Consider the following 14,811-nt stretch of genomic DNA (forward strand, 5'->3'; position numbering starts at 1 on the left):
GTTTTCAGCAGGGCGTAGAGAACGTCGCAGCTCGGGTCACGGCGGCGGCGAACGTTCGCGGGCTCTCCAGTGGAATGAAGTGCCCCGCATCGTCGACGTGGCAGACCCGTAGGTTGGCGAAGTAATCGGTCAGCCGATCGGCCCAACTCCTGGGGAACAACACGTCGTTCTCCGGCCAGAGCACAGTGGTGGGTACGGCGAGGCGCTGGGTCGGCTCGGGCGCGCGTTCGGCGGCGATGCGGGCGACTCCTCCTGCGCCGACTCGGTACCAGGCCAGGGATGCTGTGAAGGCACCCGGCCGGGAGTACACGGCGACAAGGTGATCGAGATGATCTTCGGCAAGGACGAAGTCGGGTCCGGACCAGTGCGACCAGAAGTGGAGCAGAAAGGCGCGTACGGCGTCGGCCTTGCCGTCGATGAGTTCGTCGGCAAGCCGGAGCTGGTTGAACGACACGTACCAGAACTCTTGTTGCGCTTCGACGGAGAGGATCCGTTCACCGATGCCCGGCAGCGGCGGCGTGAGCACCAGTTCCCGTATCAGATCTGGACGCTGGCGCGCCACGGCGAGCGCGATCCTGCTGCCGATGTCGTGCCCGCCGAGGACTGGCCTGTCCAGCTGCAGTTCCTCGATGAGTCCGATGACGCTGCGTGCTTGCGCGTCGGCGCTGTACTGAGTCGAAGGGTCCTCGAGGTGCTTGTCGGATGCGCCGAAGCCGCGCAGGTCCGGCACGACGACGTCGTGCATCGGCAAGAGCGGGACCACGTCGCGGTATTCGGTCCTGTCGCTGGGCCACCCGTGCAGCAAAACCACCGGGGTTCCAGCCCCCATTCGGTCGTAAGCCAGCCGGAACCCGTCGATCGCAGACGTCCGCTCGACGTGCTGACTACCTGGGCGAGACGACACCCGAATCCGCCATTTCCGCGAGCAGGGCAAGACCTGCGCCGCTGGTTGTCATTCGTGTAAGACAACGGCTGAGGCCCTGATGAGTACGAGCGTCAGTGTCGCACAAGGTTATCGGGAGCAGATGGCCTCGAGCTTCAGTGGGCAGCGGAAGCCGACTATGGCGGCTGTGAACATGCCGATGGTTGTCATCCTGGCGTCCCGATTCCGGGCGAGCAGACGACTCGGTCGGGGTTCGCTCGCAAGTATTTGAGGCCCTGTTTCATGTAGACGCGGGGGTTGGTGTCGAGGTGCTTGGCCCACAGCGGTCTGGGATCGCCGCGCATCACGCTCCAGCAGGCGAGCGCGTAGCCGAACATCGGCTGCGACAGATAGCCCAGCCGCTGGGATCGCCAGCCGTGGCGGCTCTGGGAGAACTGGAACGCCGCATTGGCGTTGAAGACGCCGAGCCCCAGGTACACGGTGACCAGATCGGTGAGCTGCTCGCCATCATGCCGCTCGGGCACGATGCGGTCCTCGCCGAGCAGCCGTTCGTGCGCCAGCTCATGGGCGACGGTCGCTATCAACGCGACCGGCGAGCGCATCTGGGACATCGAGAGCGACACCACCGCGCGGCCGCGCTCCAGGCGGTAGTGTCCCGCCTCCCCGTGCGAGGAACCCTCCAGAAACGCGACATCGTCGGGCAGCACATCGCCGTCCGCGTCGACCTCTACGACGATGCGATCCCGACGGACACCCATGTACCCGCTCACGCGCTCGACCAAGGAACGGACCTCCGGCTCGGTGCCGGAGTACGCGTCCGGAAAGAAGTCCGAAGTCGGCAGGATCACCGGTGTTCGCAGCGTCCTTGGTCCGAATTGCGCTGCGCACCAGCTCAACATCTCCTCGACCCACAGCCGCTCGATCTCCCCCACCGGGCATGTCGGCTTGAAAAATCCCATGCGGCATTATCTCTGGCGACTCGAAGCACCGCGCCGCTGCGCTATCCGTTCCGGATCCGTGACGGGCCGTCGGTGGTGCACCGCTGGGCCATCACCGATGACCGTCGTCGAATACGTCGACGGCAGCGTGATCCGACATCAGACCGAACTGACCGCCTTCAGCACGACATCTGAGCACTCCACCGGGGAATATCCGGCAACCATGAACCCCTGACGACGGAGAATCGGTCGGCCAGAGCTCCGGCAATGTCGTGAAGCGAGCGTGTGACCTGGGGTTATGGCGTTCTGTTCGAAGCGGGCACAGCGACAGCGCGCAATGATCGTGGAACGCCCGACAGTGCCATCTACTCGAGATACCCCCGCTACCCGCGGTGTCATCGTGGGGCGCAGAGTCGGGCGTTGCCCGGAGGTTCTCCATGAGAGGAAGATCGATGGGGTGGATGCGGGGCGTTGGCTCCGCTGTAGCAGGGCTCTGATGATCGCTGACACCATGGGGTGATATTGATGCGAACGGACGGAGACAGCTGGGACATCGTGACGAGCGTGGGTCTCACCGCCCTGGGCGTCGCCACGTTTCGCGCACTCGAGACGATCGATCGCGAGCCGATGATCCACGACGACTATGCGGCGTGGTTTGTCGAGGCCGCGGGTGAACCGCACTTCCTGGAGATGCTGAAGGACCCTGCGTCGGTGGGCGCAATCGGTCTGTTCGGGCGGTTCATGGGGGTCCGGACAAAGTTCTTCGACGAGTTCTTCGCCGCGGCGTGGCAGCGGGGTGTGCGGCAGGCAGTGATCCTGGCATCCGGTCTGGACGCACGAGCGTATCGGCTGGATTGGCCCGCGGGCACGGTCGTCTTCGAGATCGATCAGCCACGTGTGTTGGAGTTCAAGGACCGGGTGCTCGCCGATCACGGTGCGGTTGCCACGGCCGATCGGCGTGCGCTGGCGGTCGATCTGCGCGACGACTGGCCCGCCGCGCTCACTACCGCGGATTTCGATCCGGGACAGCCGGCAGCGTGGTCGGCCGAGGGGCTGTTGCCGTTCCTGCCGGGTCCGGCACACGACGCATTGTTCGAACGCATCGACGCTCTGTCCGCGCCCGGCAGCTGCGTGGCCATCGACGACTTCGGCCGCGGCGTGGACCAGCGCCACTTCGACATGGAGGAAAAGTTCTTCGGCAGCAACAGCAACCCGTTCGGCAATCTGAACGTGCGTGACCTGTGGTACGACGACGCCCGCGCCGAACCCGGGGATTGGCTGTCGCGGCACGGTTGGTCGGTCGACCGCGCCACCCCCTTCGACCTGGCCGCCGCCTACGGCCGCCCGATCACCGATTTGCCCGACGACCTGCCCGCCGAGTTGCTCGACCGGATGCGGGAGGCGCGCTACGTATCCGCCGAGAAGCACCGGTGAACCCACAGGACAGGCACCTCGAAACGCCCTGAGATCGGTGACGGTGACGGCTGAATGGCCCGTGCGGGATGTCGAGTACGGTTCGCAATACCTCCATCGCGGATCGCCGAACCTAGATCGGGAACCGATCTGACGCCAACCACCCGGAAATGCCGCACAGTGGTTCGAAACGGCCACCGCAGCCAGCCGATCACTTATGAGCCGGAGGTCAACGGTGAGCGATTCCCGGCCGTAGGCTGACCCATCGTGAACTACCTTGGATCTATCCGAAATCCCGTGCACAACGGGCTTTTCCTGGTGCTGTGTGATGCGGGGGCCCGGTTCGGCGGCTGGGACGTCCACGGCGACGAGCTCGCCACCGAGGGCAGCACGCAACTGGTGCTCGACGGGTTACGCGTCTACGTCGAGGAAGCCCACGGTGACGGCCACCACGAGGTGCGTCGCAGCGATGACGGAACCCTCTGGATCTCACCACCGGTCGAGCCGGGCGTCCGCCCGATTCCAGACGACGACCTCGAACACGAGCCACGTACCGAAACCCAACCAATGGGGCTCGTCGATGTGCCGAGTGGCACGCTGGTTCTCGCCCTCGCCTATCCGCCGCTCAATATGACGACCGCCGGTGACCACGCAGGCGTTACCCATGGGGAAGGCGAACGCCTCGACGTCGTGGTCGGCCCCGGTGTTCTGGCGATCACACGCGAGCGCACCTCCGTGGGCCAGACGGTGGCCCTGCGGTTCGCGCCGACGCAGGATGCCTGGCGCGACATTTGTATTTCTTTATCCCCCGGCTGTAGTCACCGCTGAAACAAACGGCGGATGCGCCCGCGGATGCCGACGACGTCCCGAGTCACTGGCGCGGCGATTTCGGCGGCCGCTTCGGACGAGGCCACCTGGGCGAATCGCCTGTGCAGTTGTTCTCGGACCTGGTCCGGAGTGTAGGCACGGCGACGGCGCTCGGCGCGCACGACCACCACACCGGTCGCGACCACACCGGCCGCACCCGCCAATCCCACTGCCTTCCACCACCTCATACCGCATAGGCTACGTCCATGACGGGTACGAGCATCAGTCTCGATCGAGCGCTCGAGATCACCAGAACTGGCGACATCTGGCTGTTCCGTGGCCACTCGGCAGCCGACCGTGCGATTCGGATGACGACGAACAGTCCGGTGAACCATGTCGGCATGTCGGTCGTGCTCGACGATCTGCCCGCGCTGATCTGGCACGCGGAACTCGGCCGATCACTGCCCGACATGTGGACGGGAGTCGCGCACCGCGGCGTTCAGTTACACAACCTGCGCGACGCGGTACTGGTGTGGGCACACCGCTACGGTCAGCAGGCCTGGTTGCGCCAATTGAACCGTCCGGCAACCCAAGAGATGGAAGACAGCTTGCTGCGCACCATCGCCCGACTCGACGGAACCCCCTTCCCTTCCACTGCCGGTCTCGCCGGACGCTGGCTACGCGGCCGAGTACGGCTCCCGCGTCGCCGATCGAGCCGAGCGGCCGCCCAGGAGCTGGAAAGCGCGTACTGCGCGGAAATCGTGGCCGCGACCTACCAGTCGATGGGACTGCTGCCGCAACACCGAAGCCCCAACTGGTATGACCCCGGACGGTTCTGGAGCGGTGACGGACTACAACTGAGCGGCGGCTACGGACTGGGTGGCGAAATAGCCGTGCAAACACCCGCCGGGCCGAACTCCTGACGACCGCGGCCGATGGTGTGCACGCGGTGGCCGTGTTCTTCGCCGATGTCATCGACATCGGACTTGCAGGCTTCGACTGGCCCTGCGGGTTACGGGAGTGGCCCCGGCTCGCGATCGGCGGATATTCGCTGGCGGTAACCCGCCTGGACGCGGGATCATTGCTCACCTGTATCGCTCGTTGATTCGAGACGTGAGGGGGGAGCATGAGTTCACGCGCAACGGCGGTCAAGCTGGTGCTGCGCTTTTATGGCCGGGAGATGGCCTCTCGCAAGGCCCTGACGATTCCGGCGCTGCTGGCACCGGCACTCGGCAATATCTGCAACCTGTACATCGCACCGCTGATCGTCGCCATGGTGGTCGGCCGGGTCGCGGTGACCGGGGATACGAGTTTCGGGGCCCTGGCTTCGTACATCCTCGCCTTCGGTGGCGCCCTGCTGCTCGCGGAACTGCTGTGGCGCATCGGGATTCACTGCCTGAACCGAGTCGACGCCTACGGCATCGAGCACTTGTACATACTCGCCATGGACGAGCTGCTCGCCAAGGACGCGGCGTTCTTCCACAACAACTTCGCCGGTTCGCTGACGAAGCGCTCGCTCAGCTTCGCGGCTCGGTTCGAACAGTTCGTGGACACCCTCGCCTTCGAGGTTCTGGCGGCACTGGTGCCGCTGGTGTTCGCCTCGGTCGTGTTGTGGCGCTACAACCCCGTGCTGGTCGTCGTGCTGGTGGGGATGATCGTGGCGACCTCGCTGGTCATGATTCCTTTGATTCAGCGCCGTCAGAAGCTCGTGGACGACCGAGAGGCCGCCATTGCGCAGGTCTCCGGGCATGTGGCCGACAGCCTGGCCAATATGCAGGTGGTGCGCGCCTTCGCTGCCGAACCGCAGGAGGCCGCCGAGCATCGGCGGCGGGTCGCCTCGTCGCGGCGAAAGTCGTTGCGCTCCTGGGATTACGCGAACCTGCGGATAGACACGCTGGTGGCGCCGCTGGTGGTGCTCACCAACGTGATCGGCCTGCTGATCGCGCTGAGCCTCAGCGGCAGAAATGCCGGGGTGGAGGCCATTGTCGTGGCATTCACCTACTACTTCAACGCCACCGGGATCATGTTCCGGTTCAACCAGATCTACCGGCGGTTGGAAACCGTGCTCACCGAGGCGGCCCAGTTCACCGAACTACTGCTGGACGAACCGAAGGTGCTCGATACCGAACGCCCGGAAGCACTGCGGCCCAGGGACTTCGACGTGCGGTTCGAGAGAGTGAACTTCACGCACGGGGGTGCGCGGCAGCTGTTCCACGGATTGGATCTACACGTGCCCAGTGGCGCCAGGGTAGGCCTGGTCGGACGATCCGGCGGCGGCAAGACCACCATCACCCAACTGCTACTGCGATTGATGGATATCCAATCCGGAACCATACGCATAGGCGGGCAGGACATCACCCGGCTGCGGCAGGCGGATCTGCGCAGTCTGATCGCCTACGTGCCACAGGATCCGGCCATGTTTCACCGGACCCTGAGCGAGAACATCCGGTTCGCGCGCCCGGACGCCACGGACGAGGAGATCCTGCGGGCCGCCGAGGCCGCGCATGTCACCGAGTTCGCCGACGCGCTGCCACAGGGTATGGGAACACTCATCGGCGAGCGCGGCGTGAAACTGTCCGGCGGCCAGCGCCAGCGGGTCGCGCTGGCCAGGGCCATCCTGCGGGACGCGCCCATCCTGCTCCTGGACGAGGCCACCAGCGCCCTCGACTCGGAAAGCGAATTGCTTGTGCAGCAAGCGCTCTGGGAGTTGATGGAAGGGCGTACGGCGCTGGTCGTCGCGCACCGGCTGAGTACGGTGGCCGGGATGGACCGGCTGGTGGTGCTCGACCACGGGCGAGTCGTCGAGGAGGGGACACACGAGGAGCTGCTCTGTGCGCAAGGAACATACGCGCAGCTGTGGCGGCACCAGTCGGGTGGATTCCTCGGCGAGGACGTGGTCGCCCGTTGATCGGAGTTCGTTGGAGCTGGATCCCGCCGTAAGCACGTGGGAACTTCGAGACGGTTCGCCGGAGCTCGATAGCCTGTTCATCCACGCTGCGCGCGCCGCAGGGTTTCCGATGAGCGAATATTCAGCTAATAGATTTGATGTCGCTGATCCGAGTAAGAATGGATGCGTCCGTCAGGGCAGTGTGGTCGTGTCACGAGCATCAGCAATCGGCGGCCGGTCAGCGCGGGCCGCGACCACAGGGTCTCGCCGTGGTTGGTATTGATCTCGCTCGTCTGCGCATCTGACGGCCGGCTCGGTACGTGATGCCCCGCGGACGGGTGCGGTCCATGATCCGTCGAACGTGCCGTCGTCGACCAGGCACCTACTACAACACCGATCACCGACTCGGATTGCACACGCCTTCAACGGTTTACATTGTACAGTCCACGCGATTCCGCGCCGCGCGCCGCGTCGGATCTCGGGCAGGTCACGACTGTCTGAAGCATTCGTGGTTTGTCTCGCCGACTTCGTGCACGACCGTTACAGTACCGACGTTCGGGCTGGTTGGAGACCTGGGATGTGGTGTGGCAGTGATGGCTTCGTTGGAGAGGCCCATGCTCGGCGGACGGTTCGGGTTGTGGAGTTTCGCGAGATGGGCCGCGCAACGCCTTCGTGGAGTGCCGCGACCGGGTGAAGCCGCTCGAGACATGCCGACGGTTGGTGATCAGGGCTCCCAGGCACCGAACAATGTCCATGCGCTTCCGCTGAATTCCACACCGGCACCGCAGGATTCGGACAGCGACAACCTCGGTTCGGTACGAAGGCATGGCCGCCGGGATGGCGAGCCGGGAATCGATCACAACTTTTCGAAAGGCCAGACAGATATGACAACTCCCGACGTCCGGGTGACGATCACGGACGACGCGGCCTCCGCCGAGGAGACGACGACAGCTACCGCGGGCGAGGGGGCGGTAGCCGAGCAGCGGACCGCTACCGCGGCCGAGGTCGAAGCGTCTGTCGCAGCGGGCGACGCGGTGTCGGCTGAGGGCGAACCGACGGCTGAGGAAGACGTGACGGTTGCTGAAGGTGAAGCGGCGAAGGAGGTTGCGGAAGCGGTGGCCGAGGACGACACCGTTGCCGAAGGTGGGGAGGAGACCGCAAACGTAGCACCCGAGGCAACTGCATCCTCGGTTGCCGAGAACGAGCCGGTTGCCGAGGCCGAAGCCACGGTAGTCGAGGGTGAGTCCGCCGCCGAGGAGCCGGCTGTCGAAGCAACTGCCGCTGAGGCCGAAGTTGCCGCCGAGGCCGAAGTAGAAGGGGACACAGCCGAACTGGAGGCGGCAGCCGCCGATTCCGAGCCTGCGGGCGAAGGTCACGTGCCGCAGGCCGATTCGGCTGCCGAAGCCGAAGCCGAAGCCGAAGCCGAGATCGTGGACGCGGCCGAGGAATCGGAGGTGGTGGCTGCGGACGGCGGAGCTGCCACCGAGACCGAGGTTGCGGCAGAGGATGCCGGTGATGTTGCCGTCGACGCTGAAGCGGAAACAGCAGCCGAGGGTGAGGCGTCGGACGCCGGGTCGGCTGTTGAGACCGAAGAGATTGCCGAGGAATCGGAGGTAGCGGCTGCTGAAGGCGAGGGTGAAGCCGATCCCGAGGCCGCGGTCGAGACCGAAGCGGTCGCCGAGGTGGAGGCTGCCGAAAGCGAGGAAGCAGCTGAAGGCGAGGAGGTGGCCGTGGCGGCTGCGGCTGAGTCACCCGTTGCCGAGGGTGAGCAGGTCGTCGAAGCCGAGTCGGTGCTCGACGAGGAGCAGGTCGTGATCGAAGTCGAGCCGGCCGAGGCCGAGTCGGTGGTAGTGGTGGTGGAGGCGGTCGTCGCCGAGGAAGAAGCAGCTGAGGTCGAGGCAGCTGCGGCGACGGAGTCACCTATTGCCGAGGTGGCTGCCGAAAGCGAGGCGCCCGCTGTGGACGAGACCGAGGCCGAGGTGGATGCCGTTGAGGTAGCGGAAGAAGAGGGTGGGACCCAACCCCTCGAGTGGGAAGTGGCCGAAGTAGAGGCGACCGCCGTGGAAGCGCCTGCGGTCGAGGAGGCTTCGAATGCGGGGCCGGTGGCTGAGGCAGAGCTGACGGAGCCGCCTCTTGCCGAAGGTGAAGAGGTCGCCGAAGCCGAGTCCGTGGTTGACGAGGAACAGGTGGTGACCGAAGCCGAACCGGTCGAGACCGAAACCACTACCGAGTCTGCGGTGATGGGCGTCGAGGCTGTCACCGACCAAGAAGTAGCAGCTGAAGCCGAGGAAGGCGCCGAGACCGAAGCGGTCGCCGCGGTGGAGGCTGCCGAAAGCGAAGAAGCTGCCGAAAGCGAAGAAGCGGCTGAAGGCGAGGAGGTGGCCGAGGCCGTAGCGGCTGCGGCCGAGTCGTCCGTTGCCGAGGGTGAGCAGGTCATCGAAGCCGAGTCGCTGCTCGACGAGGAGCAGGTCGTGATCGAAGTCGAGCCGGCCGAAGCCGAGTCGGAGTCGGCGGTAGTGGTGGTGGTGGAGGCGGTCGTCGCCGAGGAAGAAGCGACAGCCGACGCCGCGGAGGATGCCGAGACCGAAGCGGTCGCCGCGGTGGAGGCGGTCGAAAGCGAGACGTTCGCTGCGGACGAGACCGTGGCCGCGGTGAGTGCGGTCGATGTAGCCGAAGAAGTGGATGAGGCCGAGCCCTTCGAGGCGGAAGTGGCCGAAGTGCCCGCGGCAGTTGAGGAAGTGCCCGCGGTTGAGGACACGGCGGAGCCGGAGGAAGAGCCGGTGGCCGTGGCAGAGGTAGCGATTGTGGAAAGTGAGAAGGTAATCGAGGGTGAAGCCGTCGGTGAGACCGAGCACATGGCCGACGACGAGGCCGATCCCTCCGAGAGTGAAGTAGCCGAAGTAGCAGCAGTCGCCGAAGACGTCTCGGCTCTCGAGTCCGAGAAGGAAGTGGGTTTGGTGCCGAACGGAACCGGGGACCTGGTGAGGTATTCGAGTCCAGTCGTACTGGCCGACGGGAACGCTCCCGCCGCCGGTGAGAGCGCGGCGGCGGTCATCCGCGACCAAGCGACGACGATCAGCGACCAGGCGCGGATGATCGCGAAACTTCGGCGGAAGGTGATGGTCCTCGAAACCATCATCAAGACGCAGGAATCCCAGTCCGCCTCGATGGTCGGCGTCATTTCGACCTACAAGAACGAATTGACCAGTCTTGCAATAGATCTCATAGATCTCTGATCCGCCGACCGCGGAACGCCGGGAAGTGCCTGCACGCTGATAAGCCTGGGCGCTTCCGGGCGGTTCCCGGCTCTACGAAGTCATGGTGTCGGTCGACCTGTCCGACTGCCACTTCTCATAGACGCCACTACGCCCAACGCAGCGAGGACCGCGAACGCCGCGAACAACCAGCGTGCGGGCGTCGCTCCCCCTGTGTCGGTCGCGTTGACGACCACCCCGGCCAAGCCCGCGCCGAAGGCGCCGCAGATCAGCTGAACGGTGTTGATCGCCGCGGCGGCGCGGCCACCTTCACTGGGGTCGTCGACACAGCCCATCGCCCACGCCGAAAGGTGCGGCCACGCCATACCGATGCCGACGCCGGTGATCAGCAGTGCCACCACCCAGAGGGCGATGATCCCCACCGACGCGTCGTCGACCTGGCCGAACGCCGCCAACACCAGGCCGCCCGCCATGACCAGCGGTGCGACGGCGACGGTCCGCACGATCGCGCGCGACCTCGTCAGCGATGCGCTCACGATCTCACTGATCGTCCAACCGATGGCCAGTGCCACCCCGAGGAAGCCCGCCGCCACCGGCACCAGATGCGCGAGCCGCTGACCGAAGTAGGGCACGTACATGTCGACCATCGTGGCGGCCATGAGCATGCCGAGCGTGAGGTAGATCCACTTCAGTGGGCCGGGCCGAAATGCCGTGGGCGGCAACACCGCCGCCGTCATCCGGCGATCGACGACGATGAACGTGCCAACAAGGCCTGCCCCGATTACGAGCAGGGCCGCGGTCCAGCCGACATTGCGCGGGATGGCTGCAACGCTGATCGCCAACGCCGCCGAACCGAGCAGGAGCAACGACCACACCGGGATTCGGTCCGGTGTCCGCGGTAGCTCACCCGTGCGCGCGGGCAGCGCGAACGGCACCAGCGCTGCGATGATTGCGGTCAGGACCACCAGCGCACCGAAAGCCCAACGCCACGAACCGAACTGCGCGAACAAACCTCCGGCGGCCGGGCCCAGCAGCGTACCGACTCCCCACATCGCCGAGACGAGCGCGGAGGCCTTCGTCCACAAGGACTGTGGAAGAGCCGAATTGATGACCGCATAACCGAGACCCGCGATCATGCCGCCAGCCGCGCCCTGCACTGTCCGTCCCGCCAACAGGAACTCCATCGTTGGCGCCACCGCACACATCAGGCTGCCGAGACCGAACACGGTCAGCCCCGCCAGATACGACCACCGCGGCCCGAGTCGGGCCAGAGTCGCACTCACCGTGGTGGCCGCAATGACGGACGCAACCAGATACACCGTGGTCACCCAGGCGTAGAGGCGCTGGCCACCGATCTCGGCAACGGTGCTCGGCAGCAGACTGATCGTCAAGAATTCGTTGGTGGCGTACAGCGCGACGCCACCGGCCAGCACCGTGGACGCCCCGAGGTTCTTCGGGCCCAGCAGCTCCCGCCAGGTGCTGCTGGTAGTCGTCGCTGTATCCGTCACGCCGCTCACGCTACGAGCTCAACCATCGTTGAGGTCAAGCATCGCGTTCACTGAACCACGCGAACACGCCGAGGCGATCTGGTTCCTCTGACACGGCAGCGCCCTGCCCAGTCGATGCGACAGACTGGACAGGGCCTCCCGGTACACCGGGCCGAGTATCCCGCTCGGGAACTACTTCGCCGGAGCGGCCGGCGGCGGTTGGTTGATCGTGGTGAAGTACTGCACGGCCGCCATGATGGCGACCGGGGCCGTTATCAGCAGCTGACCGGCGATCGTCCCGAGGGTGCCGAGGGCAGCAATGCCACCGAGACATCCGATCGCCGCGGCCGGAATGAACGCGCCGAACAATCCGATGATCGCCGCGGAGGCAACGGTGGCCCCGGCGATACCGCCCAGCACACAACCGACCGCGGCGCCACCGATGCCGCCGACGGTCGTGCCGATCGTCGCGCCCATCAGGATCGTCGATGACAGCCGCGCCCAGGCGGCCTGTTCACGGTCGTACTGCGTCTTCCACGGCGCCTGATCCTCGTACGGCAGAGCCACGGGCTTGTAGGCCGCGTGCTCGAGATCCAGTTGCGGGGTCAGCGTGGCCGTGCGGTCGCGGATTTCCGCGGCAATGGGGAACACGAAATCATCGACCCGGAACGACAATTCCGACCCGCCCAACACCGAACCATTGGGGGCTTTGACTTTCAGCGCCCCCTCCTCCACCACCAGCGAACCGGCGTCGGCACTGATCACCATGGACCGATCGACCACCGACGCGGTGTAGTTCACCGCACCGCTGCGATCGAGCGGCGCGGCCGAACCCGTGCCTGCCGTGACACCCAGTGCGGCGGCAAGCAGCGCGGAGGCCGCGATAGTTTTCCTCATAGGATTCCTTCTTCTCGATACCTCGAACCGACCGTTCGAGAGATCCATATGCGCACCAGCGCAACGCAGTCGACGCCGACAGCGGAATCGGCAACTGCGGTCTTTCCGGGCCTACAGGCCCATCACTAAGCGCTCATTAAGTGGTATGGGCACTAAAGATGCAGCAGGCCGCACGGCGGCGTCAACCCCATCGGGCAAATTTCTACACAGCGCGGTTTTCTTCCGGCAAACACTTGAACTTGACGCCTGATTCAGGTATCAATGGCTTGACCTGCGTCACGTCCGCCCTCGACCGAACCTTCGGCCGTTGGGGCGAAAACCCGACTGCCAGAAGCACTTCGGAATGCCAGATGGCACGTTGCCGATAGCCGCCTGCAATCAATCGGATCGGTGGAGCACTACCCGAACCCAGCCCCAGACCGGTCGCCTCCCGCTGCGTGCAGCACAGTCCAATGAATCTTCCCGGCACGGCCACAGGTGCTGGCATCAATGCCGGCAAACGAGCTCATCGAGGAGAACTCTGCATCCCGCCTCCCGCGATCGGCCGCGCGTCCACACGCCCGCCCACCGTCGCCCGCCCTGGACAGCTGACCCACTTCCACCCCTGATGGGAACGGTAAACAACAGCCGCGAAACCCATTGAATTTGACGCCATATTCAAGTACGGTTCGACCACCGACAGTGACGGCAGTCACATCGGTTCCTTCACCCCACCCTTGGAGATAGCGATGACGCCGACCCCGGTCTCCGCCGCCCCGGACCAGAAGAAATTGCGCAGACTCATGGCCGCCGGCCTGATCGGCAGTTCCATCGAGTGGTACGACTTCTTCATCTACGGCACCGCCGCGGCCTTGGTCTTCGGCAAGCTGTTCTTTCCCAACGCCTCACCGCTGATGGGAACGCTGCTGTCGTTCAGCACCTTCTGGGCCGGCTTCATCGCCCGGCCCCTGGGCGGACTCGTCTTCGGGCATGTGGGCGACAAGTTCGGCCGCAAACCCGCGCTCGTCGCATGCCTGATCCTGGTCGCGCTATCGACCTGCGCGATCGGCCTACTACCGACCGCTGCGTCGATCGGGGTGGCCGCACCGATCCTGTTGGTAGCCCTGCGATTCCTGCAGGGCATCGCGGTCGGCGGCCAGTGGGGCGGGGTCACCCTGCTGCTCACCGAAACCTCCCGTCCGAACCGCAAGGGCCGGGCGGGCACATTCGGCCAGATGGGTGTGCCATTCGGTCTGCTGCTCGGCACGGGCGCATTCCTGCTGGTGGCCCGCCTCGTCAAAGGCGCGGACTTCCTGTCGTGGGGTTGGCGCATCCCGTTCCTTGCGAGCGCCCTGCTGTTCCCGGTCGTGCTGTTCATCCAACTGCGCATCGAGGACTCCCCGGAGTTCCGCCGCCTCCAGGCTCGCGCAGGCGAGGCCTCGGCCGCGATCGCGCAAGCACCGATTCTCGAGGTGCTGCGCAAGCATTCGAAGAAGGTGCTGCTCGGCTCCGGTCTGCTCTTCGGTAGCAACTCCATCTTCTACATCAGCGTGGCCGGCGTGCTCGACTACGGTGTCCGCGAACTCGGACTGGACCGCAACGGCTTGCTGACGGTGTCTCTGCTGTCGTCCGCGGTGGGCATCCCGGTCATCTACATCGCCGGCTCGCTGTCCGACCGCTTCGGGCGCCGTCCGCTCATGCTCACCGGCGCGGCAATCTTGACGGTGTGGGCGTTCCCATTCTTCTGGCTGGTGAACACCGGCTCGCTCACCGCCATCCTGATCGCCACCGCGGTCGGCAGCGGCATCGGCTCCGGCTTGGTATACGGGCCGCTCGCGGCATATCTGGCCGAACTGTTCGAACCCCGGATCCGTTACTCGGGTATCACGCTGGCCTACCAGCTGGCCGCGATCCTGGTCAGCGGCGGCACGCCTTTCCTGATGACCGCATTGCTGGCCGCGACCGGATCGACGGCGGCCGTCTCGGCCTTCATGATGGTCATGGCCGTGTGCACGCTCGCCAGTGCGTGGGCTCTACCGGAAACCGTGCCGCACGCAGCATCGGCTACCGTCGGCGAACCCGCCACCGCCCACCCCTGACCCTCCGAACCGGGTAGGCAGCGCCAATCCCCTCATCAGGGCGCTCGAAAATTCGGAAGGGTTATCCATCGGCGTCGCCGCGGAATTCGCGAACCTACCCGCCGCGGCGACGCCTCCCGGGCGAACCGACACCGGCGAAGAGCCGACGATCGGATCCGCTGAGAGCGATGTGGCGAAAACCCCTCCCTCACAATGCTATTCGATCA

13 protein-coding genes are annotated in these 14,811 nt (G+C 65.5%); 8 read left to right on the forward strand and 5 right to left on the reverse strand.

Going from position 1 to position 14,811, the window contains the following annotated elements:
• Positions 1-4 precede the first annotated feature (4 nt).
• Together ACRWNM_RS30095 and ACRWNM_RS30100 are read right to left on the reverse strand one after the other, a co-directional pair.
• Complete coding sequence (locus tag ACRWNM_RS30095) at positions 5-811, reverse strand: alpha/beta fold hydrolase (protein ID WP_431971511.1); 807 nt, start codon at positions 809-811, stop codon at positions 5-7.
• A 278-nt stretch (positions 812-1,089) separates the two neighbouring features.
• A complete protein-coding gene (locus tag ACRWNM_RS30100; RefSeq protein ID WP_431971512.1) occupies positions 1,090-1,641 on the reverse strand; it encodes a hypothetical protein in 552 nt (183 codons plus the stop codon).
• Between ACRWNM_RS30100 and ACRWNM_RS30105 the strand changes: the two genes are divergently transcribed.
• The 3 genes from ACRWNM_RS30105 to ACRWNM_RS30115 all read left to right on the forward strand — a co-directional run bounded on the left by ACRWNM_RS30105 (position 1,640) and on the right by ACRWNM_RS30115 (position 4,062).
• Positions 1,640-2,056 carry a hypothetical protein gene (locus ACRWNM_RS30105; protein ID WP_431971513.1) on the forward strand — a complete coding sequence of 139 codons (417 nt, stop codon included), beginning with the start codon at positions 1,640-1,642 and terminating at the stop codon, positions 2,054-2,056. The two genes, ACRWNM_RS30100 and ACRWNM_RS30105, sit on opposite strands and share 2 nt — an antisense overlap.
• A 287-nt stretch (positions 2,057-2,343) precedes the next feature.
• Entirely contained in the window at positions 2,344-3,255 is a 912-nt protein-coding gene (locus tag ACRWNM_RS30110) for a class I SAM-dependent methyltransferase (RefSeq protein WP_431971514.1), read from the forward strand.
• 246 nt (positions 3,256-3,501) lie between these two features.
• Positions 3,502-4,062 (forward strand): hypothetical protein, encoded by a 561-nt coding sequence (locus tag ACRWNM_RS30115; RefSeq protein ID WP_431971515.1) that lies wholly within the window; start codon positions 3,502-3,504, stop codon positions 4,060-4,062.
• Here ACRWNM_RS30115 and ACRWNM_RS30120 read toward each other — a convergent pair.
• Positions 4,053-4,289 carry a hypothetical protein gene (locus ACRWNM_RS30120; RefSeq protein ID WP_431971516.1) on the reverse strand — a complete coding sequence of 79 codons (237 nt, stop codon included), beginning with the start codon at positions 4,287-4,289 and terminating at the stop codon, positions 4,053-4,055. The genes ACRWNM_RS30115 and ACRWNM_RS30120 overlap by 10 nt on opposite strands.
• Positions 4,290-4,307: 18 nt before the next feature.
• On the opposite strand from ACRWNM_RS30120, the gene ACRWNM_RS30125 reads away from it, so the two are divergent.
• The 4 genes from ACRWNM_RS30125 (at position 4,308) to ACRWNM_RS30140 (ending at position 10,164) form a co-directional block, all read left to right on the forward strand.
• Positions 4,308-4,964 (forward strand): hypothetical protein, encoded by a 657-nt coding sequence (locus ACRWNM_RS30125; protein WP_431971517.1) that lies wholly within the window; start codon positions 4,308-4,310, stop codon positions 4,962-4,964.
• 26 nt (positions 4,965-4,990) lie between these two features.
• Positions 4,991-5,146, forward strand: a complete 156-nt coding sequence (locus tag ACRWNM_RS30130; protein ID WP_431971518.1) for a hypothetical protein — start codon at positions 4,991-4,993, stop codon at positions 5,144-5,146.
• Between the two features lie 21 nt (positions 5,147-5,167).
• A complete protein-coding gene (locus tag ACRWNM_RS30135) occupies positions 5,168-6,949 on the forward strand; it encodes an ABC transporter ATP-binding protein (RefSeq protein WP_431971519.1) in 1,782 nt (593 codons plus the stop codon).
• An 863-nt stretch (positions 6,950-7,812) separates the two neighbouring features.
• Complete coding sequence (locus tag ACRWNM_RS30140; protein ID WP_431971520.1) at positions 7,813-10,164, forward strand: hypothetical protein; 2,352 nt, start codon at positions 7,813-7,815, stop codon at positions 10,162-10,164.
• 80 nt (positions 10,165-10,244) lie between these two features.
• Here the strand turns inward: ACRWNM_RS30140 and ACRWNM_RS30145 are convergent, their stop codons facing one another.
• Positions 10,245-11,651 (reverse strand): MFS transporter, encoded by a 1,407-nt coding sequence (locus ACRWNM_RS30145; RefSeq protein WP_431971521.1) that lies wholly within the window; start codon positions 11,649-11,651, stop codon positions 10,245-10,247.
• A gap of 171 nt (positions 11,652-11,822) precedes the next feature.
• A complete protein-coding gene (locus tag ACRWNM_RS30150) occupies positions 11,823-12,527 on the reverse strand; it encodes a hypothetical protein (protein ID WP_431971522.1) in 705 nt (234 codons plus the stop codon).
• A gap of 728 nt (positions 12,528-13,255) precedes the next feature.
• Here ACRWNM_RS30150 and ACRWNM_RS30155 point away from each other — a divergent pair.
• On the forward strand, positions 13,256-14,605 hold the full coding sequence (locus ACRWNM_RS30155) for an MFS transporter (RefSeq protein ID WP_431971523.1): 1,350 nt from the start codon (positions 13,256-13,258) through the stop codon (positions 14,603-14,605).
• Positions 14,606-14,811 lie beyond the last annotated feature (206 nt).

Source organism: Nocardia sp. bgisy134, from assembly GCF_965341865.1.
Taxonomy (GTDB): Bacteria; Actinomycetota; Actinomycetes; order Mycobacteriales; family Mycobacteriaceae; genus Nocardia.